The organism is Agrobacterium sp. 33MFTa1.1 (assembly GCF_004328495.1).
In the GTDB taxonomy this organism is placed as follows: Bacteria; Pseudomonadota; Alphaproteobacteria; order Rhizobiales; family Rhizobiaceae; genus Agrobacterium; species Agrobacterium pusense.
The window spans coordinates 1,686,707-1,713,134 of record NZ_CP036358.1; the positions used below are offsets into that span (position 1 = coordinate 1,686,707).

The window sequence follows — 26,428 nt, forward strand, 5'->3', positions numbered from 1 at the left end:
ATCAGCCTCCCATCTTTTCAAGGCTGGCGAGATCGGGAAGCTCGAATATCGAGAAATCCGCAGCGCGCGCCGGTGCCGTGGTGCGCAGGCCAGCGCGGAGCTTGGCCGAACGGGCCCGCGGATTAAGCTCCGCCTCCTCGTCGCTGGCAGCAATCATCGGCTTCCCGATATTCTCGAAAATGGAGGGCTTGTCCTCCACCATCGGCAGATGCCGGGAACCGGCTGCCTTGCCCGAACGGTCGGAGAAGAATTTCTTGACGATACGGTCTTCCAGCGAATGGAAGGTGACGACGACCAGCCGACCTCCGGGCTTCAGAACCTGCTCGGCGGCAAACAATGCCTGCGCCAGCTCACCCAGCTCATCATTGACGAAAACACGCAGCGCCTGGAACACCCGCGTTGCCGGATGAATCTTGTCCTTGGCTTTGCGTGGCGTGGCGATCTCGATCAGGCCCGCCAGATCGCGGGTGGTGCGGAAAGGCTCTTCCGCTCTCCTCTTCTCGATAGCGCGGGCAATGCGACCCGGCTGCTTTTCTTCCCCGAGAAAACCGAAGATGCGGATGAGATCACCAACCTTGGCGCGGTTGACGACATCGGCTGCCGAAACGCCGGAAGCGGACATGCGCATGTCGAGCGGGCCGTTCTTCTGGAAGGAAAAACCGCGCTCGGCCTCGTCGATCTGCATGGAAGATACGCCGATATCGAGAACGACGCCATCAAGGCCGCCCTCGGGCGCATGTTTCGCGAGATCGGAAAATTGCGACTGGATGAGCGAAAGCCGGCCGCCATTGGCTGCGACCATTGCCTGACCGCCGGAGATCGCCGTTGGATCGCGGTCTAGTGCGATGACATTTGCGCCGCGATCGAGAATGGCCTGGGTATAGCCGCCGGCGCCGAAAGTGCCATCCAGAATAATTTTGCCGGGGGCGGGTTCAAGCGCGCTGATGACTTCACGAAGCAGCACGGGGATATGGCGCTGAGGTCCGCCATCGGCATCAGAAGATCGTCCGCCAGAATTCGCCGCCATTGAGTGTCCCCGTCCTAGGCGGGGCGAGCAGCCGAAAAACCGCGCCCCGCTCTTGCTTCCGCCTGCGCCGCCAAAAACGCATCCGGTTGCCAAAGCTGAAAATGATCCGCTCGTCCGACGAAGGTGACCTCGGTAGAGATGCCGGTGAATTCCCGCACAAAATCCGTCACCATCAATCGACCTTCCTGGTCGAGCTTCATGAAAACACCGCCGCCGTGAACCAGCAGCGACATTGCGTTCGCTTCCGGCGAGAAGGCATCCATGGACGCAATCTGCCGCTCGTAGCGCTCCAGCAGATCCGGACCGCCGACACTGATTGCCGGAAACGCAAAATCCTGGAGACAATAAAGCTCCTGAACGCCGCGCTTGGCCAGCACCGAACGAAACGGAGACGGAACCGAAACGCGCCCCTTGGCGTCGATCCTGTTCGTCACGTTCGATAAAAAGCGGTCCATCACTCAACTCGCCAAAACCGCATGCCGCAAAGCGATTCATCCGCCCCGCAGCCGACACCGGTACGCACGACACATCGCCAAGCGCCAGGGCGACATGCCCTGCAGCAGCCCCTTGCAGGCTCCTCACTCGTTTCAGCGATTGCGGGTCAAAAACACGACCCAATGTGGTGTGCATTTGGGATACCATGGGACACTATGGGCGTCAATGGGATGAAGCCGGCACGATACCGCCTTCGCATCGGAAATTCATAAGCCGTTAAGTTTAACGAATGGTTTACTTTGCGCGCAGCAACCCGCCTTCACGACGCAAAAATGCATCATGGAAAAATATATTTTCTTTTATGAAACAACAGGATGTCTTCATCCCGCCAAAATTTCCACCCTCGAAGCCGAAGAGGAAATTCGCCAGTTGGCCTGTAAGCCGGGTTCTGTATGGCCCCGGTTTGACCCGGAACGTGGCAGCCATTCATCTGGGACGGCATTTGCATGCCGCCTCGCGCAACCCACCCGGATGACGGGCCCGGAAACCGGCTGTGAACGGGCTTTCGCCCGCCCCGTGTCATCCCTATTCGGTCTTGCTCCCGGTGGGGTTTACCTTGCCGCCGCTGTTACCAGAAGCGCGGTGGGCTCTTACCCCACCCTTTCACCCTTACCATGCGGATGCATGGCGGTTTGCTCTCTGTGGCACTTTCCCTGGGGTCGCCCCCGCCGGACGTTATCCGGCACCGTATTTCCGTGGAGCCCGGACTTTCCTCACCTTACCGTCTTTCGACATTGGTAAAGCGCGGCTGCCCGGCCAACTGGCATGGGCTGCATAACCATGTTCCGCAGCGAAAGCCACCGAAAAGCGACGGCCAAGATTAAAGAAATGCGGGTTTGAAATCCGTCGAGAAAGCACCGTCGGCGATTTCTCCGTCTCGTAGCAGCAACGCGCCAAGCCGTCCGATCTCATCGGAGCTCTTGGCCGCCGTGCCGTTACCACCGGTCAGAACGGCGATGCGCGGCGAGGCTGTGAAACCAATGGCGGGATAACCGCTGCCGGTTTTGGAGACGACACAGGCGGCCATCGAGACACGCGAGAGATCGATGGCAGGCACCAGCGTTCCGACGATGTCAGCGAGATGATCCCGCACGCTTTCCCGTCCACCGGAGCGGAACCATTCCCGGATTTCCGGATCACTGCCGAGCCGCTTGTCATCGGGATCACCGCCAATCTTCAGGTAGAATTTGCCATCGGGATAGCGGACCGGCGGCAGAAGATAGATATGTTTTGTCGTATCGCGCGGCTCGTAGATCAGCGACGGCATGCCGGCATATTGATCCAGATCACCCCCATCTATCTCAAAGAAAGCAACGGTGCGTGCATAGACATCCAGCGCTACCGGCTGGGGCAACAGATCTTTGGTAATCGAGAAGCCGCCAGCCGCCACCAACACCCGGTCTGCGGTATAAACCGCACCTGATGCCGTATGAACCGATGCCCGGCCACTTTCTTCCCGCGTGGAAACAACGATATCGTCGATCAGCGTAACACCCGCCTTTTCCGCCAGTATGGTCTGTGCTTTCACCAGCGCGCGGGGATTGACGTAACCGGCATTATCCCTCTCGAAGACGCCTTCGCAGCTCTGTTCGAAGGAGAAATAGGGAAAGCGGCTTTTCAGGCTCTGGTCATCCAGGAGTTCCGTGGAAACCCCGAGCCGAGCAGCCGCCTTCAGAACATCATCGACAAAGGGATTGGCGCCGCCCCGCTCAGGTCCAACCATCAGGCAGCCGACCGGCGCGTAAAACTCGACACCGCTGCGTGTCGCAATATCGCCATAACGTGCAATGGAACGGTTAGCGAGCAACGCCCAGTCGGCATCGCCATCGATGGTGCGGGTAATCCGCGCCTCGTCATAATGGCTGGCGAAGACGCCTTGATGCGATTTTATATCTGCAGGCTCACCGGGACCGATCAGCGCGACGCCATCCACTGTTTCGGCCAGATGGCGGGCGGCGGCGGCGCCCATCATGCCGCGGCCCACGACGATATATTTGAAATGTCCCGACATGCCGCCCCTCTTTACCCGCTCACTTCCGTCGAAACCTTTTAGCCGCTTCGCCCGAAAATGTCAGACGAAAACCGGGGCCATTTCGGCGGCGAACTCATCCTCTGCCAGCTGACCGTTCAAAAGCAGCACGGCTCCCAGCCGTCCGATTTCGTCCGAAGATTTGGCGGAAACGAAATTGCCGCCGGTCAGAACCGCGATGTTGGAAGATTGCGTATAGCCGATGTAGGGATAGCCGCTGCGGGTGATGGAGGCGACACAAGAGCCGGAGGTCACGGGGCAGCCGGCAAGCTCCGGCATCAGTGATAGCGCCCGCTTCTTCAAAAACTCCACCTCCTCAGGCGTGCCGTCCGAATGGAACCAGCCAACCGCTTCAGCCAGCGTTTCTAGCCTGCCCTTCTCGCTCTCGCCGCCGATCTTCAGATAGACCTTGCCGTCGGGATAACGCACCGGCGGCAGGATGTAGACGATGTCGTCCTCGGTCTCCGCGAGGACGATGGTGGATGGCATCGCTCCAAACAGGGCCTGCCTTGCCTCATCCAGTTCGAAAAACACGATGGTTCGGCCCGTTGCCGCCATATCGACCGGCGATGGAAGAAGTTCTGCCATGTTGGTAAAACCGCCGGCGGCTACGATGACCTTTTCGGCGGTGTGGATGGCCCCTTCGCGGGTCGAAACCTCAACGCCACGGGAGGTATCGCGAATATGCGCCACCGTCTCGCGCAGCAACCGTGCGCCCTGCGCTTCCGCAATGGCGCACTGCGCTTTCACCAGGGCGCGTGGATTGACGTGACCGGCATTCCGCGCCTCGAAATAACCGCCGTGATCGGCTGGCAGGGAGAACATCGAAAACCGGTCGGCAAGCACATCATGGCGCAGCGTCTCTATGCCAAGGCCTAGACGGTCGGCCGAGGAAAGGGCGCGCGAGACATAATCACCGGCAAGACCCTTGCCGTTGCCGGTGAACAGGCAGCCCGCTTCGGTGAAAAAGCGGATGCCGCTCTTAGCCTCGATCTCGGCATAACGGTGGATGGAACGTTGCGCCAGTTCCGCCCAGACGGGATCACCGTCAAACCCGCGAGTGATGCGCGCCTCGTCGTAATGGCTTGAGAACACGCCTTTATGGGTCTTGCGATCGGCGGGTTCACCCGGGCCGATCAGCGCCACGTCATCCGTTTGCACTGAGAGATGCCGCGCCGCAGCCGCTCCCATCATCCCGGCCCCGACGACGATATATTTGAAATCCGGCATGTCATGCTCCGTATCAGCTTTGCTTCTGACTACAGCATGCCGGGTGGAAGCGGAATCGCTTTTCGCAATTTCTCAGACGATGGAGGCCTCAGCCGGCCAGCAGCGCCTGCACCTTGCCGCAATAACGCTTGGAGACCGGGTTCATGCGGGTAGCGCCATGGCCGGCATTGTACCGCAGGATCGTGCTGCAAACCTGACCGCCGCCCAGCTGATGCGCCGTCGCCAGATATTGCATTCCCCAGCGAATATTGGTCTCGGGATCGTAGAGTGCCTTGGTCGTGCCGCGATAGCCCATCATCCGCGCCGTCGCCGGCTTGATCTGCATCAGCCCGACCTCGCCTGCGCTACCACGAGCCTTGGGGTTGAACTTGCTTTCAACCGAAACCACGGCATGCGCCAGATTGGTGGGAACGCCGTAACGCTTGGCATATTTGACGATCAGATCGGAATAATCGTTCCTGAGCGAAGAAGGCAGGCTCTTTTCTGGCATGGGATAACCGGGCTTGCGGAAGAAATTCTCCAGCGTCACGGTTTTGGTCTTCACGTCTTCGTCTTTGGCAAAAGCAATCCCCGCCTGCGAAGCGAGTACAGCAATACCCACTACGACAGCAACAACAACCCTGTTCATATGTAGAAAAAGTCTCCAGATCGGAGGACCGGAACAATGAATCGGCACAATTAGTCAACGCCCGGAAAGTCGATCGCGACTCTCCGCTGTCCGGTCTCCTTGATTGATATTGACGGCAGGTTCCCCTGAAGAACGTCACCGCATACAGTGCTGTTCTTAAACTTCCTCAATGCGGATTAACTGTGGCAACCCCAAAAAAGCGACTTGCGGAGCGCGGCAAACCGGGATTCGTTTTCCAGAATCTGCGTTCAGGCGACCGAAAATTTCGGCAGGCGGGCAATCAGCCGGTGCAGGGTGTCAATGGTGGAAAAATCCGCAATGCCATCCACCAGTGCGGGCCGGAAATGCCTCTGGAACGCCGCCACGGCGCCCTCGGTTTTTTCACAATAATTGCCCGTTATTTCAACGCCGTAACCATAGATGGACAGCATAGACTGCAGCGCTTCGACGGGCTGGCCATGGTCGCCGCGCTGGAAAAAACGCCCGCCGCGGATTGGCGCGGGTTCAACCCAATGGCCGACACCGTGCTGCGACAGGATGTCCCACGGGAATTTTTCGCCCGGATCGACCTTGCGGATCGGCGCCACGTCCGAGTGGGCAAGCACCCTTTCAGGGGCGATATGCCACCGCTGGCCGCAATCGCGACATAATTCGATGACGGCTTCCACCTGCTCCATGGGGAATTCCGGCAGCCCGCCGGGATGACCCTGATTGGCGATTTCGATGCCGATGGAGCGGGAGTTGATATCCTCGTCCCCGGCCCAGGAGCTTTTTCCGGCGTGCCATGCACGGCGGGTTTCCGGCACAAGCTGGATGATGCGCCCGTCTTCGAAAACAAAGTAGTGGCTCGACACCTGGCTTTCGGGATTGCAGAGCCACGACAGAGCACCATCGGCTGTCGTCATGCCGGTATAATGAAGAAGAATGATATCGGGACCGGGCACGCCGATCCTCTCGCCGTGATTAGGCGAAGGCGCAACAGTTGCGCCCCCGAAATCCGGGGTAAAATCCGGCAGACATTCACTCATGCGACGCGGCGTTCTTTCTCGATGGCCGCATAGGCGGCGTTGAGAGCCGCCATACGCTCATTCGCAGCCGCATGCAATTCCATGGGAACGCCACGGGCGATGAGCTTGTCGGGATGATGCTCCGCCACCAGCGAACGGTAACGCTTGCGGATATCCAGGAAGTCGTCGGACGGCGAAACACCGAGCACGCGGTAGGGATCGCGCCCATCCATATGCACATGCCGCGCCATGATCGTTTCGAAATGATCTTCGGTGATATGGAAGATTTCCGCGATACGGCCGAGGAAGGCAAGCTCACGCTCGTGGATCAGGCCATCCGCCTTGGCGATATGAAAAAGGCCGTCGATGACGCTTTCCAGCATCTCGCAATTATCGTGACCGGAACCGCAAAGACCGGCCAGCCGCTCCGCATAGGCTTCGTAACCCGCAACGTCCTGACGTGCGAGGTTATAAAGACGGGCAACGTTTTTGGCTTCTTCTTCCGGAAAATCGAAAATCTGCCTGAAGGCCCGTACCTCGGCATCGTTGACGATGCCGTCGGCCTTCGCCATCTTGGCGGAAAGCGCGATGATGGCCACGGAAAAAGAGACCTTGCGGCGCGTTTCCGGATCACCTTCGAACAGGGTGCGGATGGCTTCCACCACGCGACCAAGCGCGTTGCCTGCCGCGTCGCCGATTGCGCCGAGCAGCCGTTCCCACAGGGATGAAATTTGCAAACAGGCGAAATCGAACATCATGACCGCAAGCATGACGGGATATTGCCGCGAATGCAATATCCACAGCGGGTAAGCGGCATTAACTTTTATTCATCTTTGCGACAGTTTTGCTTCAGGAACAAGATAGCGGGGTGAACGGAACTCCGGGTTTTCCACAGGGCACTGGGCCCGTGTCCGCAATGGGCCTATTGAAACGATTATATTTGCCCGGTCAGGTCAAGCCGCTGAAAAAGCGCGAGAAATCGGCGTTTTTCTTGATAAATTCACTTTACACCTACACGCGGCTGTCGCATCCATTTGCCAGACATGTCCAGACATGTGTTTGAGTATACGCAAAAGGAGAGCCATGATGGCCAAACAGAAAGTCGCAATGCTGACCGCGGGTGGCCTTGCGCCCTGTCTCTCTTCGGCCGTGGGCGGCCTGATCGAACGATACAGCGATATAGCGCCTGAGATCGACATCATCGCTTACCGCTCCGGTTATCAGGGCGTGCTTCTGGGTGATCGCATCGAAATCAGCAAAGACATGCGGGAAAAGGCGCATCTGCTGCATCGTTACGGCGGCTCGCCGATCGGCAACAGCCGCGTCAAGCTTACCAACGCCGCCGATTGCGCCAAGCGCGGCCTCGTCAAGGAAGGCGATAATCCGCTTCGTGTCGCTGCCGAGCGGCTGGCGGCTGACGGCGTCACCATTCTTCATACCATCGGCGGTGACGACACCAATACGACCGCAGCGGACCTCGCCGCCTATCTCGGCGCCAACGGCTACGACCTCACCGTCGTCGGTCTGCCGAAGACGGTGGACAATGACGTGGTTCCGATCAAGCAGTCGCTTGGCGCCTGGACGGCCGCCGAAGTCGGCGCGTCCTTCTTCGACAATGTCAGCAACGAGCAGAGCGCAGCCCCCAAAACCTTCGTTATCCACGAAGTCATGGGCCGCCATTGCGGCTGGCTGACGGCGGCTACCGCCCGTGCCTATATCCAGAAGACCAACGGCAACGAATATGTCGAAGGCCTGATGATGAACACGCAGATGAAGAACATCGACGGCATCTACCTGCCGGAAATGGCCTTCGACATCGAAGCGGAAGCCGAGCGCCTGAAGGAAATCATGGACAGACACGGCTACGTCACGCTGTTCGTCTCCGAAGGTGCCGGCCTCGATTCCATCGTCGCTGAACGCGAGGCTTCCGGCGAAGCGGTAAAGCGCGATGCCTTCGGCCATGTGAAGATCGACACGATCAATGTCGGCGGCTGGTTCCAGAAGCAGTTTGCCAGCCTCATCGGCGCAGAACGCTCCATGGTGCAGAAATCAGGCTATTTCGCCCGCTCTGCCCCCGCCAATGGCGACGATCTGCGCCTCATCCAGGGCATGGTCGATCTCGCCGTGGAAAGCGCACTCAACAAGGTCTCCGGTGTCACCGGCCACGACGAAGACCAGAATGGCAAATTGCGGACCATCGAATTTCCGCGTATCAAGGGCGGAAAGCATTTCGACCTCTCTGCCAAATGGTTTACCGAAGTGATGGAACATGTCGGTCAGCCGTTCACAGCGGCCTGATTTTACGGTAGGCTAAAATAAGACGGCGACAGGGAGGGCAAGGAGGAAGAGAATGTCTGGACAGGCCTGGCTGATTTTTTGCGCAGCATGTGCCGCGGTGTTCGCACTCCCCTCTCCCCTTGTATTTTCTGTCGCCTCTTATGCCGCCATCCGCGGCAAAAAGACGCTTTTGGCTTCCGTCAGCGGCGGCGCTCTCGGTATCGTAACCGCCATGACGATTTCAGCCATTCCTGTGGCCGGCTTTGCCTATATGCCGCAGTCTTTCGTGGAAATCGTGCAATGGGCCGGACTCGGTTGGCTGATGCTGTTTTTCCTGTGGACTTTCGCCACTCCCGCCGCCCAGGCGGCCAATGCCGATAATGACAATCTGGCTGGCAAGTCCGGGAGCGGAACGTTCCGCGATTGTTATGCAACCGCCGCCCTGAGACCGCGCTATTTCACCTTCTTCCTGGCGCTGTTGCCGCAATTCATTTCCACCACCGGCAATGCGGTAGAGACGTTTGCCGTGGCGCAGGCCGCAGTCCTGCTTCTGGCTCTGGCCATTCTCATCGTGCAGGGGCTGTTTCCCGAATCGACTCTGGCACTGGTGCGGCGCATGTCTGGCGACAAGAAAATCCGCCAGAAGTACCGCACGCACTTCATTTCCGGCCGTGCGGTCAGCGCCGGATACAGACGCATCGCGGCCTGAAACACTGCAAGTCGCCTCCCGGCTTGCCGCTTTCCTTACAATAGGTTAATGAAGCTCGACGGGACACTGCCTGCTTCGCTCGACGCGGGGGTATCGAAAGACAGGCATAACGAAGGCGGCAACATGCGAAATTCGGGCAAATTCCGCGGAAGAAGGACACTTCTTCTGTCTTCCACCGTGGGTCTGGCACTGGCATTGAGCGCATGCACCAGCGTCGAATATACCGCGAAGGATGGGCCAAACGGCCCTAAAATCGCAACGGTCGACCCCGCGACCACTCCTGCGTCGACATCCGCGCAGCCGGTAGCGACCGAGGCCGCAGCAGCAACTCCGACAGCTGCATCGGTTCAGACCGCCGAAACCGCAGTCTCTTCTCAGGCAGCAGCACTTCCCACAGCCGTCGCCGTCAAGGGCGGACGCGTGGCGCTGCCGCCGGCTTCCGAAATAGCTGCCGCCGCTGCGATCACTGCCCAGATGCAGCCGCAGCAGACCGAGGTCGCCCAAGCCGCCGTGGCGGCATCTGCACCCACCGCGGCCGCAGCACTCGCACCGGCAAGCGCCGCTCCCGCGGCGGCAGCCATCGAAACGGCGGCTGCGGCGGCCAAACCTGCCTCCCATAATGCCGCGGCCGATCTGCCGCAGGTGGTTGCCGTCAAGGGCAGCTTCCCGCCGGCACCGCCGCCGCCCGGCTCACCCTCCATCGGCACCGAACTGACGGCCGAACGCAAAGTCATTCCGCTGCCCAAGCCGGACAGCACCGTTCTCGCCTATGCCGCCGGGCCGACCAACGCCGCCCTTGCCGCCATCCGGCAGAATGAAGCGATGACCGCGCCGCTTAATACGCCACCTGCCGGACGCGAAAAATTGAGCGGGCTGATTTCCAAATACGCCAGCATGTATGATGTACCGGAAGATCTGGTTCATCGCGTGGTGCAGCGCGAAAGCCGGTATAATCCCGGCGCCTATAACAGCGGTAACTTCGGCCTGATGCAGATCAGGCACGCTACGGCACGCTCCATGGGCTTCGATGGCCCCGCCTCGGGCCTGTTCGACGCCGAAACCAATCTCAAATACGCCGTCAAATATTTACGCGGCGCATGGGTGGTAGCGGGCAACGACCGCGACAACGCCGTCAGGCTTTACGCGCGCGGTTATTATTACGATGCAAAACGCAAGGGCATGCTGCACGTTCTGCGCAAGTGATCGCCTCTGGCGTCGCTCTGAGCGCGGCGCAGCCGTTTGCCTTCTTTGAACGTCGAGCATTTTCCTTTCGCCATCCCTGGTTTTGTCCCAAGGATTTGAAAACCCCGCAAATATCAGGACGTGCAGATCCTCGGGACGAGCCCGAGGCGACGTATCCGTAGCGGCGCGAGTTGCCTCCCCATCTGTGGCTGGGGCGGTTCTTTGTGTCCCGCAGTGCCGGCCCCGTCTGGTTTTCCAGCGTCTCCATCATTCCCCACCTTCGCCCACAGCCCCTGTCATCAAACTGTAGCGTCACGGCTGTAGACGCCTCTCAATCGACTGAGAGGTGAACAAATGACGAGTGCGGCACCCAAGACCGGCTTCAGCAAGAACACGAAACTGAAGTCCGCATTGCTCCAGCACAAGGCTCTCTCGAAAAGCGGCCTCTCCGAACGGTTCTTCGGCGTTCTCTTCTCCGGCCTCGTCTATCCGCAAATCTGGGAAGATCCCGAGATCGACATGGAGGCGATGGAGCTGGGCGAAGGTCACCGTATCGTCACCATCGGTTCCGGCGGCTGCAACATGCTGGCCTATCTCTCGCGCAACCCGGCCAGCATCGACGTGGTTGACCTCAATCCGCATCACATTGCGCTGAACAAGCTGAAGCTCGCCGCCTTCCGCCATCTGCCCGCCCATCAGGACGTGGTGCGTCACTTCGGCCGCGCCAATATGCGCAGCAACAGCCACGGTTACGATCGCTTCATCGCCGAACATCTCGATGCCACGACCAAGGCTTACTGGTCGAAGCGCACGCTTTCCGGCCGTCGTCGCATTTCGGTGTTTGACAGGAACATCTATCACACCGGCCTGCTCGGACGCTTCATCGGCGCAGGCCATCTCATGGCCAGGCTGCACGGTGTGAAGCTCACCGAAATGGCCAGGGCCCGGACGCTCGAAGAACAGCGCCAGTTTTTCAACAGCAAGGTCGCGCCGCTCTTCGACAAGAAGGTGGTCCGCTGGTTGACGAAACGCAAAAGCTCCCTCTTCGGTCTCGGCATACCGCCCCGCCAATATGACGAACTGGCAAGCCTTTCCGATGACGGCACGGTTGCCTCGGTTCTGAAGCAGCGGCTGGAAAAACTCGCCTGCAACTTTCCGCTGAGCGACAATTATTTTGCCTGGCAGGCCTTTGCACGCCGTTATCCGGAGCCGCATGAAGGCTCTTTGCCCGCCTATCTCAAGTCGGAATATTACGAGACAATCCGCAACAATACGGCGCGCGTCGCCGTGCATCACGCCACCTACACCGAGCTTCTCTCCAAAAAGCCGGCAAGCGCCGTCGACCGCTATATCCTCCTGGACGCGCAGGACTGGATGACGGATGTGCAGCTCAACGAATTGTGGTCGCAGATCAGCCGCACCGCCGCATCGGGCGCTCGCGTCATCTTCCGCACCGCAGCCGAAAAGAGCGTGATCGAAGGCCGGCTTTCCCCCGATATCCGTAATCAGTGGGTCTATCTGGAAGAGCGCTCCAGCGAGCTCAACGCCTTGGACCGCTCGGCCATTTATGGCGGTTTCCATATTTACCAGAGGGCTATGGCATGAAAACCGTCGGTGAGAATGTAAGTCTTGCAGATAGTGCACATGCGAGCCTGATGGACCGCATGTATCGCCACCAGCGGCATATCTACGATATCACCCGCAAATATTACCTTCTTGGCCGCGACCGGACCATTTCCGGCCTGAACGTACCAAAGGGCGGCACGCTCCTGGAAGTCGGCTGCGGCACCGGTCGCAACCTGCTGCTGGCCGGCCGCAGGTTTCCTGACGCCAAACTATTCGGCCTCGACATCTCCGCCGAAATGCTGCTGACCGCAGCCGAGAATTTCGCCGGCAGGGCGGAACGCCCGATTTTGCGCGTGGCCGACGCCACCGCTTTCCGCCCCTCCGAGTTCGGTCAGCCCGACGGGTTCGACCGGGTCATGATTCCGTATGCGCTGTCGATGATACCGGACTGGGAAAAGGCAGTGGAACAGGCGCTCAAGGCGCTGAAACCCGGTGGCGCGCTGCATATTGTCGATTTCGGCCAGCAGGAGCAGCTGCCGAAGTGGTTCCGCACGCTCCTGCACGGCTGGCTCACGCGCTTCCATGTTACGCCCCGCGCGAATCTTCGCTATGTTCTGGCCAATATGGCAGGCCGTTTTGATGGCAACCTCGAATTTGAGGAAATCGCCCGTGGTTACGCCTGGCGGGCTGTCATTACCCTTCCGGTCACTGAAGCGCAGCAACCGAAAATCCACCGCATCCTGGCCGAGGCCTGATTGCAGAAGGTAGAACGGACCCCGCGCAGCGCCGAGGGGCGTCACCGTCAAGGCTCCTGCAGCGCCTTATTCGGCGATGAATGCGCAAATCGCTTCAAATCCAGCGACTGTCGGGTGCAAAAAGCACGTTGCCACTTGCCATATCAGTTTGTTTACCATGTTATGCGTAAATCGGGAGATACGGCGCGCCGTTTTGGCGGCCGTATAGGGGCAATATTTTCATCAGGGTTCCAATGCGGCTGCGTTTATCGGCACTATTGTCGGCTTTGCTATTGATCGGCGGCTGCACCTCCACGAGTTACGATCTGCTCGAAACCGCGTCCGTATCCAAGCCAAAATTTTCCGATACCGACCCGCAGGATTTCGGCGTCAACAACCCGCACCGCCATGAGGTGCACGGCATCGACGTGTCCAAATGGAATGGCGATGTCGACTGGCAGACCGTGCGCAAGTCGGGCGTGTCATTCGTCTTCATCAAGGCAACGGAGGGGTCGGATCGAATCGATCCGAAATTCGGCGACCATTGGCGCAGCGCCGCAGCCGCGAATATTCTGCATGCGCCTTACCACTTCTATTATTTCTGCTCGACGGCAGACGCGCAGGCCGACTGGTTCATTCGCAACGTGCCGAAGGACGCCGTTACTTTGCCACCGGTTCTCGACGTGGAGTGGAACCCTGCCTCCCCCACCTGCAAGACGCGCCCGGCCCCCGGCATCGTACGCGCCGAAATGCAGCGCTTCCTCGACCGCATCGAAGCCCATTACGGCAAACGTCCGATTATCTATACCTCGGTTGATTTCCACCGCGACAATCTCGTCGGCCAGTTCAAGGACTATCATTTCTGGGTGCGGTCCGTCGCCGCGCATCCGACCAAGATCTATGAAGACCGGCAATGGGCCTTCTGGCAATACACCGCAACAGGCGTCGTACCCGGCGTAAATGGCCCGACCGACATCAACGTCTTTGCCGGAAGCGAGAAAAACTGGCGGAAATGGATCGCTTCGGCCAAATAGGACGGCCAAGAAGCAACACTTTCCAAAATTCGGCGTTGTTCAACCACGTCAGATCGCCCGATCCGTTTTTTTGTCGCAAACATATGGGTAAAGCGGGCTAACAACCTATCGAGGAAATTCCCATGCCCACGTTCCGGTCGCGCAGCATAATCTTTGCCGCCGCTCTGTCTCTTTTGTCTTCCAGCGCAGCCCTCGCCACGCCACCGGTTGCATCGCCTGACGATCCCAAGCAGGTGGCCTGCGGTGGTGATCTCGGTACGTTTCTTGAAGGCGTCAAGGCCGATGCGCTTGCCAAGGGCATTCCGGCAGATGCGATCCAGAAGGCATTGGCGGGCGCACAGATCGACCAGAAGGTGCTATCGCGTGACCGCGCGCAGGGCGTTTTCCGCCAGACTTTCCTCGAATTCTCGCAGCGCACCGTCAGCCAGGCTCGCCTTGATATCGGCCGCAAGAAGCTGCAGGAGCTCTCCTCCACCTTCGCCCGCGCCGAAAACGAGTTCGGCGTGCCCGCTGGCGTCATTGCCGCCTTCTGGGCCATGGAGACCGATTTTGGCGCCGTTCAGGGCGATTTCAACACCCGCAACGCGCTGGTAACCCTGTCGCATGATTGCCGCCGCCCGGAGCTCTTCCGTCCGCAGCTGCTCGCGCTGATCGAAATGGTTCAGCATGGCGATCTGGATCCTGCCACCAATACGGGCGCATGGGCCGGCGAAATCGGCCAGGTGCAGATGCTGCCGAAGGATATCATCGCCTTCGGCGTCGATGGTGATGGTGACGGCCACATCAACGTCAAGAGCAGTGCGCCCGATGCCATTCTGACGGCTGCAAAATTCATCCAGCACCTCGGCTTCAAAAAGGGCGAACCCTGGATTCAGGAAGTTTCCCTGCCCGAGAACCTGCCCTGGGAAAAATCCGGCCTTGGCGGCCCGCTGACCGCCGGCGAATGGTTTGCGCTTGGCGTCACCCCGCGCGATGGCAACAAGAACTTCGCCTCCCTTCCCGCCGCACTCATCATGCCGCAGGGCCGCAAGGGTCCGACTTTCCTTACCTATCCGAACTTCAACATCTATCTGGAATGGAACCAGTCGTTCATCTACACGACCTCGGCTGCCTATTTCGCTACCCGCCTGATGGGCGGCCCGGTCTATGACAAGGGCAACCCAGATCCCGGCTTTGATGACGCCACCATGAAGCAGCTTCAGACCAAGCTCGAAGCACGCGGCCATAATGTCGGCAAGGTGGATGGCATTCTCGGTTCTGGCACCCGCGTCGCCATCCAGAAGGAACAGCAGCGCCTCGGCATGCCGGCGGACGGCTGGCCTACGGCAGCTCTTCTACAGGCGCTTTAACCTGTCTTAACGCTGCTCTCCGGCCCTTAATCTGTCGGCCGGAATCAAGGCGAAAATCGTTAATCTCGACCGGATGACTGGGGATAAAACCCCGGTCATTTACTTTTTTTAAACACATGAAGCACTGCGTGATAAGAAAATAACCATTCATTTTCAGATAATTACGGAAATTCCTTTTTTGAGGCCCTGAAAGACGTGCTGCACCGCATCACAAAAACCGCTTTTCAACTGCCACAAAACGGTCATATTATCGAAGCTGTCAACAAGAGGAGGCACCCATGGGACTTACAAAATCTCTCAATGCCTTGGCAGTCGGTTTGGCGTTTTTGTTCGTAGCGATGATGCTTTTCATCTGACGAGACGTGAAGACCAAACGCAGTGAAGAACCGTAGATGACACGAATTTAAAAAGCGCAGGCCCCGAGGGACCTGCGCTTTTTTCTGTCCGAAAATAGACTGGCTGAAATCACGCGGCGCTGCGGCACAGACGCTCCAGACCCAGATTTTCAAGCACGGCATCCACCAGCGGCGCGCGGTTCATGGTATAGAGGTGGAACTCATTGACGCCGCGCCGCTGGAGATCGGCGATCTGCTCGGCCGCAACCTCTGCGGCCACGCGGGCGCGGCCCTCCAGATCCTCGTCATAGCCTTCAAAACGCTCATCCAGAAACGCAGGAATGCTTGTGCCGCAGCGTCCGGCGAAACGCTTGAGCTGGGTGAGATTCTGGATCGGCATGATGCCCGGAACCACCGGAATGGTGATCCCCGCCGCCGTAACCCGTTCCATGTAACGTTCGAACACGTCATTATCGAAGAAGAACTGCGTCAGCGCCCGGGTAGCGCCATTATCCGCCTTGCGCTTCAGCATGTCGATATCAACAGCTTCACTTGCGCTTTCCGGATGCTTTTCAGGATAGGCGGAGACCGAAATCTCAAAGTCGCCCAGCTCCTTGAGGCCCTTTACCAGCGCTGCGGCGTTCTCGTAACCCTGCGGATGCGGCTGGTAAGCCGTGCCGATACCAGTGGAGGGATCACCGCGCAGCGCCACGAAATGACGAACGCCCGCATTACGGAACTCGTCGACGACCTGGTGCACCTCATCGCGGCTCGCGTCCACGCAGGTCAGATGTGCGGCCGTCGCCAGGTGGCTGTCACCGATCATCCGGCGCACCGCGTCCAGCGTCGGCGCCTTGGTGGAACCACCGGCACCGTAGGTGACGGAGACGAAATCCGGGTTCCACTTCTTGAGCTCGGCAACCGTTTCCCAGAGCTGGGTTTCCATCTCGGCGTTCTTGGGCGGGAAAAATTCGAAAGACAACCGGATGTCGCCATCACGGCGTGCGGTTTCCGACCTCAACATATCATGCCCTCCCGGAGCGAAGTAAAACCGCCTCTTGCGCCACATCGTCTGCCATCAGCAGCCGCTGGTCGCGGGCAACCCAGATCGTGACGTCCAGAGCTTCGTCGGACGCCTTTTCAGAATGCAGATCGACGGCACGCTCCAGAGAAAGCCCAGCCTTCTTCATCCACTCTTCCATCAGCGGGTGCGAGAAGCCTAGCCGCACATGCGCGTGTTCGTCGCGCAGATATTCAAAGGAATGCGGCGCAAGATCGATGACGATCAACCGACCGCCCGGACGCAGCATACGCGCGGCTTCCGAAAGGGCGATCTCGGGCTGGTCGAGGAAATGCAGCACCTGATGGATGACAATCAGATCGAAATCCTGTCCCTCGAGCGGCAGATTGAGAATATCGCCATGGCGCACAGAGGCGTTCACCACGCCCGCCTTGTCGAGATTGGCGCGTGCCACCGAAAGCATGTCGCGGCTCGCATCCACGCCGATGGCACGGCGATAAATGCCGCTCAGAAGCTGCAGGATACGGCCGGTGCCCGTGCCGAGATCGAGCAGCGAATCGACGGGCGTGGTGCCCACCAGCTTCAGCAGCGCGCCTTCCACGGCTTCGTCGCTGACATGCAGGCGACGCAGTTCGTCCCAGGCGGACGCATTACGGCTGAAATAATCCTGCGCACGCTCCGCCCTCACCCGCTTGACGGCGGCCAGTCGCTCACTGTCACGCTGAAGAACCGCGTCGGAAGGCGAGGCCGCTGCAAGCAACTGCCGAACGACACCCGCAGGCTCGCCATCCTGCCGCAAGCGAAAATAGGCCCACGCACCTTCCTGATAACGCTCGATCAGCCCCTCTTCCGTCAAAAGCTTGAGGTGACGGGAGATACGCGGCTGCGACTGGCCAAGGATTTCGGTAAGGTCGGTCACCGTCAGATCGCCGGCCGAAAGAAGCGCCAGCAACCGGAAGCGCGTCGGCTCACCCGCCGCCTTCAGGAGATCCACCAATTTGTCCAGACCGAACGCCACTCTGCCGCGCCTCGCAAGCTAATCAACATATAAAGATATCTTTATGTCGATGTGGCGCGAGATGCAAGCGCAAAGTGCCGCGCGAGACGATCATCTCCACTTATTACACGGAAAAAGGCCCGCTTTGCGGCGGGCCTTTTTTGAAGTTATGACAAACGGATCAGCGTGTCAGACGCTTGTAGCTCACGCGGCCGGGCTTGATGCTTTCCGGGCCGAGGCGACGGACCTTGTCCTTTTCGTAGTCTTCAAAGTTGCCTTCGAACCATTCCACGTGGCTGTCACCCTCGAAAGCGAGAATGTGGGTCGCGAGGCGGTCCAGGAACATGCGGTCGTGGCTGATGATAACGGCGCAACCGGCGAAGGCTTCCAGCGCTTCTTCGAGCGCCGCCAGCGTTTCCGTATCAAGGTCGTTGGTCGGTTCGTCGAGCAGCAGTACGTTGCCGCCCGCCTTCAGCATCTTGGCAAGGTGCACGCGGTTGCGCTGACCACCCGAGAGGTTGCCGACCTTCTGTTGCTGATCGCCGCCCTTGAAGTTGAAGGCGCCGCAATAGGCGCGCGAGTTCACTTCGAACTTGCCGAGCTTGATGATGTCGTTGCCGCCGGAGATTTCTTCCCACACGGTCTTGTCACCCGCCAGCGCGTCACGGCTCTGGTCGACGTAACCGAGCTGAACGGTGTCACCAACAGTCACCGAGCCGCTATCAGGCTTTTCCTGACCGGTGATCATTTTGAACAACGTCGTCTTACCGGCGCCGTTCGGGCCGATGACGCCCACAATACCGCCCGGGGGCAGCTTGAAGGACAGGTTCTCAATCAGCACGCGGTCGCCATAGGATTTGGTGAGGTTCTCAGCCTCGATGACGACGCGGCCCAGACGCTCGGCGACCGGAATGACGATCTGCGCATCGCCGGGACGGCGGTTTTCCGCTGCTTCCACCAGCTCGTCATAGGCCTTGATACGCGCCTTGGACTTCGTCTGGCGGGCCTTGGGGCTGGAGGCGATCCATTCCTGTTCGCGGCTGATGGCCTTCTGACGCGAAGCATCTTCGCGGGCTTCCTGCTGCATGCGCTTGGCTTTCGCCTGCAGATAAGCGGAGTAATTGCCCTCGTAAGGAATGCCGCGACCACGATCGAGCTCGAGAATCCAGCCCGTCACGTTGTCGAGGAAGTAGCGGTCGTGGGTGATCATCATCACGGCGCCGGGATAGTCGCGCAGGTGCTTTTCGAGCCAGGCGATGGTTTCAGCGTCCAAATGGTTGGTCGGTTCGTCGAGCAGCAGCAGGTCCGGCTGCGACAGCAGCAAACGGCACAGTGCCACGCGGCGGCGCTCACCACCCGAAAGGCCGGTCACCGGCGAATCGCCGGGCGGGCAGCGCAGGGCGTCCATGGCCATTTCGACCTGATTTTCGAGGTCCCACAGGTTCTGGCTGTCGATGATGTCCTGAAGCTTCGCGCCCTCTTCCGCCGTTTCGTCGGAATAGTTCATCATCAGCTCGTTGTAGCGGTCAACGATCGCCGTCTTGCTCGCCACGCCTTCCATGACGTTTTGCATCACGGTCTTGTTTTCGTCGAGCTTCGGCTCCTGCTCGAGATAACCGAGCGTCGCACCTTCAGCGAGCCAGGCCTCACCGGTATATTCCTTGTCAAGGCCGGCCATGATCTTGAGAACGGTCGACTTACCCGCGCCGTTCGGGCCGAGGATACCGATCTTGGCGTCAGGGTAGAAGGAGAGATGCACATTCTCCAGAACCTTCTTCGCGCCATAGGACTTGTTCAGCCCAGCCATGTGATAGATGAATTGACGTGCCATTGTAGCGAATGCTCCACATCGGATTTTTAAGAGTACGTATCGGGAAATTTGCCGCTATGTAGGGTAAATAGGACCTTGGGGCAACCTCTGGCACGATTATGACCCCATGATTATGACACGCTGCGCGATGAGACGACGGGTGCGACGATGAATGAGACGACCGATAACTTCGCATTCAGCCGGATTGAGAGGCTGGAAGCCCCTTCTGGCGCATCCATCGCCTTCCGTCATCAACCTTCCGCCCTTGCTCCCGCCCGCGGCGTGCTGATGATCTGCCACGGCCTTGTGGAACATGCCGGCCGTTACCGCCGTTTTGCCGACGTCATGTCGCAGCAGGGTTTCGAGGTCTATGCCCACGACCATCGCGGCCACGGTCGCACGAAAGCAGCGGATGCGCCTCTTGGCCGCTTTGCCTGGAAGGATGGCGCGGACAAGGTCGTGGCCGACGTCATGGCGATGCGCCGGCTGGCCGGCGAGCGGCATCCCGGCCTGCCGGTGATCCTGTTCGGCCACTCCATGGGGGGCCTCGTGGCGCTCAATACCGCTGTCAGTTACCCCGACGCCTTCGATGGTCTGTCGATCTGGAATTCCAATCTCAATCCCGGTCTTATGGGCCGTTTCGCGCAGATTGTGTTGCGGCTGGAAAAAATGCTGAAAGGCTCGGATGTGCCGAGCGCCATCCTGCCGAAAGCCACTTTCCGCGCCTGGAACGCGAAAATGCCGGAAAAGCGCACCCATGCGGACTGGCTGAGCCACGACAAGGCGGCGGTGGACGCCTATGTGGAAGACCCGCTCTGCCAGTTCGAGGCGAGCGTTTCCCTCTGGCAGGATGTCTTGGCACTCTCCTATCGCGGCCCGAAACTTATCGAGCGTCTGCCGAAGGCTTTGCCGCTTTTGCTGGTGAGCGGTGATGAGGACGCCGCGACCAACGACGGCAGGGAGATCGTGTGGCTTGCCGAACGTTTCCGGGAGGCGGGCTTCAGCCGTGTCGAGCACACGATTTACAAGGGCATGCGGCACGAGACGCTGAACGAAATCGGCTGGCAGGCCGTCGCGGCGGATTTTGCCGCCTGGTGCGGCCGCGTCGTGGATGACAGTAAAACGCCTTCCCCGTCATTCCGGCCTTGAGCCGGAATGACGGAATTAGGGGACTCTCAAAATACCGAATGTCGAAGCTGCCGTATCAGCCCCAGTTTAGTGCCGTTCCAAAACGGAATAAGTCCATGAGATAAAATCACATGCGACGCGGCAAGCAGCGGTCTATAAACCGGCAGACACCAAGTACCGGGGGATAGATGACCGACAAGCCGAACAGGAAACCGCCGCTATCGGGCATCCGCGTCATCGAATTGGCGCGTGTTCTCGCCGGTCCCTGGGCGGGGCAGATGCTGGCCGATATGGGCGCAGACGTTATCAAGGTCGAAAACCCCGAAGGCGGCGATGATACACGCGCATGGGGACCGCCCTTCGTTGAGAGCAATGACGGAGAAAACCTCTCCGCCGCCTATTACCACGCCACCAATCGCGGCAAACGCTCCATCGTCGCCGATCTCAAAACACCCGAGGGCTGCGAACTGGTGCGCCGGCTGGTGCGCACCGCCGATGTCGTCATCGAGAATTTCAAGCGCGGCGGGCTTGCAAAATATGGCCTCGATTACGAAAGCCTGAGGGCGCTCAATCCAAAGCTGATCTATTGCTCCATCACCGGCTTCGGCCAGACCGGGCCCTATGCCGATCTCGCCGGATACGATTATATCGTGCAGGGCATGTCCGGCTTCATGTCGATTACGGGCGAAGCCGATGGACAGCCGATGAAGGCAGGCGTGGCGGTTGCCGATATCTTCACCGGCATCTATTCCGTATCGGCCATTCAGGCGGCCCTGATCCACGCCATTCGATCTGGCGAAGGCCAGCATATCGACATGGCGCTTCTCGATGTGCAATCGGCCGTTCTCGCCAACCAGAACATGAATTACCTGATCTCCGGCAGGCCTCCCGTCCGGCTCGGCAACGCCCACCCAAATATCTCCCCCTATGAGGTGGTGCCAACGGCCGACGGCTTCCTGATCCTCGCGGTCGGCAATGACGGTCAGTTCCGCCGCCTCTGCAATATCCTCGGCATCGGCGCGATCGCCGATGACGAGCGATACGCGACAAACAAGGCCCGCGTGGCGCATAAGGTCGAGGTGCGGCAGATCGTTTCCACGGAGACGCTGAAATGGCAGAAGCGCGATCTTCTGACCGCCTGCGAGAAGAACGCCGTCCCCGCCGGACCGATCAATTCCATCGAGGAAATGTTCGCGGATCCGCAGGTGAAGGCACGCGGCCTCCGTATCGATCTGGAGGCGGAAGACGGCACTGTCATCCCCGGTGTCCGCACACCCATTATCATGTCTCAGACGCCGCTGCGTTATGAACGCCCGAGCCCTAAGCTCGGCGAACATCAGGCGCAGGTGCTGGCCGAACTGGAAAACATCGAAAGGACCACGACGCCATGACTGCAGCCGGAATGAAAAGAACAGGCGGGCAATTGATCGTCGAAGCGCTGAAGGCCAATGGTGTCTCCCGCGTTTCCTGCGTTCCGGGCGAAAGCTATCTGGCCGTTCTGGATGCGCTTTATGAAAGCGGCATCGAAACCGTGGTCTGCCGTCAGGAAGGCGGCGCCGCCATGATGGCCGATACCTGGGGCCGGCTGACGGGCGAGCCTGGCATCTGCATGGTGACCCGTGGCCCCGGTGCCACAAATGCCTCGGCCGGCCTGCACATTGCAAGGCAGGATTCCATTCCGATGATCCTGTTCATCGGTCAGGTGCAGCGGGATGCCCGCGAGCGCGAGGCCTTTCAGGAAGTGGAATATCGCCGCGCCTTTACCGAATTCGCAAAATGGGTGGGCGAGATCGATGATGCCCGCCGCATTCCCGAATTCGTTACCCGCGCTTTTGCCGTCGCCACTTCCGGCCGCCCCGGCCCCGTGGTGCTGACGCTGCCCGAAGACATGCTGGTGGAAGAGGTCGAAGCTCCCGAGGCAAAGCCCTATACGCCCGTCGAGGCACATCCAGGCCTGTCGCAAATGGCCGCCTTCGCCAAAATGCTGGGCGAGGCAAAACGCCCGGTCTTCATCGCCGGCGGCACCCGCTGGTCCGAGGAAAGCGTCACGGGCTTCAAGGCTTTTGCAGAAAAGCACAAACTTCCCGTGGGCTGTTCATTCCGCCGCCAGATGCTGTTTGATCATATGAGCGCCTCCTACGCAGGCGATGTCGGCATCGGCATCAACCCGGCACTGGCCAGGGAAATCAAGGAAGCCGACCTCGTGGTGCTACTCGGTGGCCGCCTCTCCGAAATGCCCTCCTCCGGTTATACGCTGCTCGATATTCCCTACCCGTCACAGAAGCTCATCCATATCTATCCGGAGGCGGAAGAGCTCGGCCGCGTCTATCGGCCGGACCTCGCTATCTGCGCCTCCCCGAACGATTTCGTTGCCGCGCTTGCCTCCATCGATCTTGCCGGCAATGCCGCCTGGGCCGATCGCACGGCCTCAATGCATGAGGCCTATCTCAAATGGTCAACGCCGCCGCAGACAGGCCCCGGCGCCGTGCAGATGGGTCCGATCATGGACTGGATCGAGGCGAACGTTGCTGAAGACGCCATCTTCACCAATGGCGCCGGCAATTACGCCACCTGGCTGCACCGCTTCCACCGCTTCCGCCGTTTCAACACGCAATCGGCCCCGACATCAGGCTCCATGGGTTACGGCCTGCCGGCGGCGGTGGCCGCCAAGCACCTGTTCCCGGAGCGCGAGGTGATCTGCTTTGCCGGTGACGGCTGCTTCATGATGCACGGGCAGGAATTCATCACCGCCGTGCGTTACGGGCTGCCAATCATCACCGTGCTGGTCAATAACGGCACCTATGGCACGATCCGCATGCATCAGGAGCGGGAATATCCCGGTCGTGTCAGCGGCACCGATCTCGTCAATCCGGATTTCAACGCCTTTGCCAAAGCCTATGGCGGACACGGCGAAACGGTGGAAAGAACGCAAGACTTCGCCGCCGCCTTCGAACGGGCACGGGCAAGCGGCAAACCGGCGATCATCGAGGTGAAGCTGGATGCGGAAGCGATCACGCCGACGCGTACCCTGACGCAGATCAGAACCCGAAGCTGATAACGCGCATGGACATGGCTTCGGCATGGTGTAAATCCTGACTGTGACTCACAGCTTAGGAAACGCCATGCCGGATACAGCCCCTCCCGTCATCACCCCACGCGGCGCGAAGATCGAGCCCTCGGCCGGCGCGCCTTTCGAGGCAGTGCGCGTGGCCCGCGATGTGCTGCACACGTCCCGCACGGCAGCAATCGCCACGCTCGATCCCGTCAGCGGTTATCCCTATACAACCGCGACCAATATCGGCATCGAGCCGGATGGCACGCCGTTCTTCTTCGCGGCCGGGCTGACGCTGCACGCCCGCAATATGGAAAGCGATTCTCGTGTCTCGCTGACACTCGCCCCTTTCGGCAAGGGTGACGCGCTGACGCTGCCGCGCCTGACACTGGTGGGCAGGGCGGAACAAATCAGCCCGGATGAAGTGCCGATCGCCATCGCGCGCTACATTGCCCGCTACCCCAAAGCGAAACTTTATCTCTCCCTTCCCGACACAAGGCTTTACCGGCTGCGGACGGAAGGCGTGCAGATTAATGGCGGCCCGGCCCGCAACGCCAGCAATATCATCCCCGCCGATCTGCGGACCGATCTGTCAGGCGCAGAAGAACTGATGGCGGCGGCGGAAAGCGAAGCGACCCGCCTTAACGCCATCAAGGGCGAAGCAGCTCGGCTCGCCGTTCTAGCTGGCGCAAAGGCTGGCCGATGGACGATCACCTCCATCGATCCGGATGGTATCGATTTCGCCTCGGCCAGCGATCTGGCCCGGCTTTGGTTTACGGAGCGGGTGACGACGCTGAAGCAGTTTGAGAAGGCGCTTGCTTCGCCGGTGAGGTGACGGACGCAAGCGATTCAAAAAACATGAAAATTGCTTCTACTTGGCATTTTGTGGCCATGTCGCCGCGCCGCGCCGTCGCTCCGGACTAGATCCGGGGTCCAGCGCGATCAAGTCCCTTGATCGCGAAAGATTCTTTTCACGGCGCAGACGCGCCGTGGCTGGATGCCGGGTCAAGCCCGGCATGATGGGGCGAGTTTTTGACCCCATCCTATCAAAAAAGGCCGGGCCGCATTCCGCGACCCGGCCTTTTCTTAAAGATCAGACTGATGCTCAGAGAGCAGCGGTGACGATGAATTCAACCTTGTAATCCGGCGTTGCCAGCGCGGCTTCGCTGGTGGCGCGGGCCGGCGGGTTTGCCGGGTCGATCCAGCCTTCCCAGACAGCATTCATTTCGCCGAAGGTGGACATGTCGGAGAGGTAGATGATGGTCTGCAGGATCTTCGACTTGTCGGAACCGGCAGCAGCCAGCAGGCGGTCGACTTCAGCGAGAGCCGACTTGCTCTGTTCCGTCACGCTCGTACCTTCACCAACCTGGCCGGCCAGATAAACGGTGTTGCCGTGAACGACGGCGCCGCTCATGCGCTTGCCCGGCTCGATACGCTTGATGGTCATGGAAAACTCCTGTTGATTGGCACTTGAAAAATAGAATGATGCGCGAAAAATCAGCCGCGCAGGTGATGGGTCTTTTCGTAGATCGCCGTGGAGCGCGCGCCGGAACGGCAATAGCCGAGCATCGGGCGCTGCAATTCATCGAGCGCATCCACCATGCCGGCAACGGCATCGGCATCGACGCCGTAGCGGCCGACCGGCACATGCATGATCGTCAGGCCAAGCTGCTCTGCACGCTCGGCAATATCGGCAAAAAGCGGCTGACCGTCTTCTTCGCCGTCCGGGCGGTGGCAGACGATCGACTTGAAGCCGAGTGCCTTGATCTCATCCAGATCGGCGACGCTGATCTGTCCAGTTACCGAATATTCGTCGTCTATGCGCCTGATATCCATGTCATGCCTCCTGAAACCGGCGTCCGCGCCGCTGGCCGTCATCCTTGAAATCCGCATCCGATGTAAGCGGTCAAATCCCATGCGTCAATGATGCGCGGTCTTCATTCGGTACGGCTCAGAGGATGAAAAAGCGCAGACCGAAGGAACGGCTTTCCCCCGGCTGAAGAATATTGAACTCACCGGCGGCCTCAAGCTCGCTACGCCCCACCCAGCGATGCGAAACCGGCTCGATGCCGAGCACGTTCGCCGGTGCCTGCTGGTTGCGCCACATCTGCAGATGGGGCAGCGTCTCCGTGCGAAAACGCACGGTGAGCGTCTTCCCGCCAATGGCCGCAATCGGGCCGAGTTTCAATTCCGCCCATTCAGTCTTGCCGGCCGACACGCAGAAAACAGTGCCCGGCTCCTCGCCAAAACGCCAGCCATGGCCGCCGCCATCCAGCATTGCGCCTTCAAGCCGCACCGCATCGTCAAACAGGCGAGCGCCGACATTCATATGGTACATCAGGAATACTGGGATCGGCCGCCCGGACGTATTGACGATCCTGTCATCGAGGCTGACCTCGCCGCTTTCGCCATCGATCTTCCATGTCCGTTCCAGCAGCGCCGTGCCGCCATCGGCAAGCTTCACGGGAACCTCGACGCGCGCCAGCGCATTGGACTCGAGAACATCGAACGCGGTGATCGTTGCGGGATGCGAGGAGAAGGAGCCATGCAAGGGATATCGACGCCCCTCGCGGTCACCATCAATCGGTTCGGGATGACGGATATGATCGGGACCACAGGTAAAAAGAAAGCCTTCAAGCGAGTGGTCGATACGCGCATCGCCATCATCGGGAATAGCGCGGCCGGGCGCGATGTCTATGCCATCGACGACGCAGGCGCCGATATCGAAAACGGAGGTCTCATCGAGGAAAATGCGTGGCGATCTGCCAGCCTGAAACGAACGCAAGACAACCTCCCTGTGGCAGTAAAAACGCATGGT

24 protein-coding genes and 1 other RNA gene are annotated in these 26,428 nt (G+C 59.7%); 11 read left to right on the plus strand and 14 right to left on the minus strand.

Annotated elements, in window-relative coordinates:
• Position 1: 1 nt before the first annotated feature.
• The 8 genes from rsmH to EYD00_RS08670 form a co-directional block, all read right to left on the minus strand.
• The gene (gene rsmH / locus EYD00_RS08635; RefSeq protein ID WP_004442806.1) at positions 2-1,027 is read right to left on the minus strand and encodes a 16S rRNA (cytosine(1402)-N(4))-methyltransferase RsmH; all 1,026 of its coding nucleotides are present in this window, start codon (positions 1,025-1,027) and stop codon (positions 2-4) included.
• Between the two features lie 14 nt (positions 1,028-1,041).
• Complete coding sequence (mraZ, locus tag EYD00_RS08640; protein WP_004442807.1) at positions 1,042-1,482, minus strand: division/cell wall cluster transcriptional repressor MraZ; 441 nt, start codon at positions 1,480-1,482, stop codon at positions 1,042-1,044.
• Between the two features lie 401 nt (positions 1,483-1,883).
• Positions 1,884-2,286, minus strand: an RNA gene (gene rnpB, locus EYD00_RS08645) — RNase P RNA component class A.
• A 56-nt stretch (positions 2,287-2,342) separates the two neighbouring features.
• Positions 2,343-3,533, minus strand: coding sequence for an NAD(P)/FAD-dependent oxidoreductase (locus EYD00_RS08650; RefSeq protein ID WP_004442808.1), 1,191 nt, complete (start codon positions 3,531-3,533; stop codon positions 2,343-2,345).
• 60 nt (positions 3,534-3,593) lie between these two features.
• Positions 3,594-4,781 (minus strand): FAD-dependent oxidoreductase, encoded by a 1,188-nt coding sequence (locus EYD00_RS08655; protein WP_004442809.1) that lies wholly within the window; start codon positions 4,779-4,781, stop codon positions 3,594-3,596.
• An 88-nt stretch (positions 4,782-4,869) separates the two neighbouring features.
• Positions 4,870-5,409, minus strand: a complete 540-nt coding sequence (locus tag EYD00_RS08660) for a lytic transglycosylase domain-containing protein (RefSeq protein ID WP_004442810.1) — start codon at positions 5,407-5,409, stop codon at positions 4,870-4,872.
• Between the two features lie 248 nt (positions 5,410-5,657).
• Positions 5,658-6,437, minus strand: a complete 780-nt coding sequence (locus tag EYD00_RS08665; protein WP_004442811.1) for an N-acetylmuramoyl-L-alanine amidase — start codon at positions 6,435-6,437, stop codon at positions 5,658-5,660.
• The gene (locus EYD00_RS08670; protein ID WP_034498855.1) at positions 6,434-7,174 is read right to left on the minus strand and encodes a J domain-containing protein; all 741 of its coding nucleotides are present in this window, start codon (positions 7,172-7,174) and stop codon (positions 6,434-6,436) included. The genes EYD00_RS08665 and EYD00_RS08670 overlap by 4 nt, the downstream gene beginning before the upstream one ends.
• Positions 7,175-7,502: 328 nt before the next feature.
• Here EYD00_RS08670 and EYD00_RS08675 point away from each other — a divergent pair, with 328 nt between their 5' ends.
• From EYD00_RS08675 to EYD00_RS08705, 7 genes are all read left to right on the plus strand, one after another.
• Positions 7,503-8,714: a pyrophosphate--fructose-6-phosphate 1-phosphotransferase gene (locus tag EYD00_RS08675; protein ID WP_004442813.1), complete on the plus strand. Its 1,212-nt coding sequence runs from the start codon at positions 7,503-7,505 to the stop codon at positions 8,712-8,714.
• A gap of 52 nt (positions 8,715-8,766) precedes the next feature.
• Positions 8,767-9,402, plus strand: coding sequence for a LysE family transporter (locus EYD00_RS08680; protein WP_004442814.1), 636 nt, complete (start codon positions 8,767-8,769; stop codon positions 9,400-9,402).
• Positions 9,403-9,525: 123 nt separating this feature from the next.
• Entirely contained in the window at positions 9,526-10,605 is a 1,080-nt protein-coding gene (locus tag EYD00_RS08685) for a lytic transglycosylase domain-containing protein (RefSeq protein WP_004442817.1), read from the plus strand.
• Between the two features lie 333 nt (positions 10,606-10,938).
• Positions 10,939-12,189 (plus strand): BtaA family protein, encoded by a 1,251-nt coding sequence (locus EYD00_RS08690; protein ID WP_004442818.1) that lies wholly within the window; start codon positions 10,939-10,941, stop codon positions 12,187-12,189.
• Positions 12,186-12,905: a class I SAM-dependent methyltransferase gene (locus EYD00_RS08695; RefSeq protein ID WP_004442821.1), complete on the plus strand. Its 720-nt coding sequence runs from the start codon at positions 12,186-12,188 to the stop codon at positions 12,903-12,905. Before EYD00_RS08690 ends, EYD00_RS08695 begins: the two co-directional genes overlap by 4 nt.
• A gap of 233 nt (positions 12,906-13,138) precedes the next feature.
• Complete coding sequence (locus EYD00_RS08700; RefSeq protein WP_004442823.1) at positions 13,139-13,918, plus strand: glycoside hydrolase family 25 protein; 780 nt, start codon at positions 13,139-13,141, stop codon at positions 13,916-13,918.
• A 122-nt stretch (positions 13,919-14,040) separates the two neighbouring features.
• Positions 14,041-15,267, plus strand: a complete 1,227-nt coding sequence (locus EYD00_RS08705; RefSeq protein ID WP_004442825.1) for a lytic murein transglycosylase — start codon at positions 14,041-14,043, stop codon at positions 15,265-15,267.
• A 465-nt stretch (positions 15,268-15,732) separates the two neighbouring features.
• On the opposite strand, the gene metF is transcribed toward EYD00_RS08705, so the two are convergent.
• The 3 genes from metF to ettA form a co-directional block, all read right to left on the minus strand.
• Entirely contained in the window at positions 15,733-16,626 is an 894-nt protein-coding gene (gene metF / locus EYD00_RS08710; RefSeq protein WP_004442827.1) for a methylenetetrahydrofolate reductase [NAD(P)H], read from the minus strand.
• A gap of 1 nt (position 16,627) precedes the next feature.
• Positions 16,628-17,641: an ArsR/SmtB family transcription factor gene (locus EYD00_RS08715; RefSeq protein ID WP_004442828.1), complete on the minus strand. Its 1,014-nt coding sequence runs from the start codon at positions 17,639-17,641 to the stop codon at positions 16,628-16,630.
• A gap of 160 nt (positions 17,642-17,801) precedes the next feature.
• The gene (gene ettA, locus EYD00_RS08720) at positions 17,802-19,451 is read right to left on the minus strand and encodes an energy-dependent translational throttle protein EttA (protein WP_004442830.1); all 1,650 of its coding nucleotides are present in this window, start codon (positions 19,449-19,451) and stop codon (positions 17,802-17,804) included.
• A gap of 147 nt (positions 19,452-19,598) precedes the next feature.
• On the opposite strand from ettA, the gene EYD00_RS08725 reads away from it, so the two are divergent.
• The 4 genes from EYD00_RS08725 (at position 19,599) to EYD00_RS08740 (ending at position 24,445) form a co-directional block, all read left to right on the plus strand.
• Complete coding sequence (locus EYD00_RS08725) at positions 19,599-20,579, plus strand: alpha/beta fold hydrolase (protein WP_004442831.1); 981 nt, start codon at positions 19,599-19,601, stop codon at positions 20,577-20,579.
• Positions 20,580-20,746: 167 nt separating this feature from the next.
• The gene (gene caiB, locus EYD00_RS08730) at positions 20,747-21,949 is read left to right on the plus strand and encodes a succinate--glutarate CoA-transferase (protein WP_004442833.1); all 1,203 of its coding nucleotides are present in this window, start codon (positions 20,747-20,749) and stop codon (positions 21,947-21,949) included.
• Positions 21,946-23,613 (plus strand): thiamine pyrophosphate-binding protein, encoded by a 1,668-nt coding sequence (locus EYD00_RS08735; RefSeq protein ID WP_004442835.1) that lies wholly within the window; start codon positions 21,946-21,948, stop codon positions 23,611-23,613. Before caiB ends, EYD00_RS08735 begins: the two co-directional genes overlap by 4 nt.
• A gap of 67 nt (positions 23,614-23,680) precedes the next feature.
• Positions 23,681-24,445, plus strand: a complete 765-nt coding sequence (locus tag EYD00_RS08740; protein ID WP_004442836.1) for a HugZ family pyridoxamine 5'-phosphate oxidase — start codon at positions 23,681-23,683, stop codon at positions 24,443-24,445.
• A gap of 270 nt (positions 24,446-24,715) precedes the next feature.
• Here the strand turns inward: EYD00_RS08740 and EYD00_RS08745 are convergent, their stop codons facing one another.
• From EYD00_RS08745 to EYD00_RS08755, 3 genes are all read right to left on the minus strand, one after another.
• A complete protein-coding gene (locus tag EYD00_RS08745; protein WP_004442838.1) occupies positions 24,716-25,057 on the minus strand; it encodes a RidA family protein in 342 nt (113 codons plus the stop codon).
• A gap of 50 nt (positions 25,058-25,107) precedes the next feature.
• A complete protein-coding gene (locus tag EYD00_RS08750; RefSeq protein ID WP_003522797.1) occupies positions 25,108-25,446 on the minus strand; it encodes a protein tyrosine phosphatase family protein in 339 nt (112 codons plus the stop codon).
• 115 nt (positions 25,447-25,561) lie between these two features.
• A complete protein-coding gene (locus EYD00_RS08755; protein ID WP_004442840.1) occupies positions 25,562-26,395 on the minus strand; it encodes an aldose 1-epimerase family protein in 834 nt (277 codons plus the stop codon).
• Between the last annotated feature and the right edge of the window lie 33 nt (positions 26,396-26,428).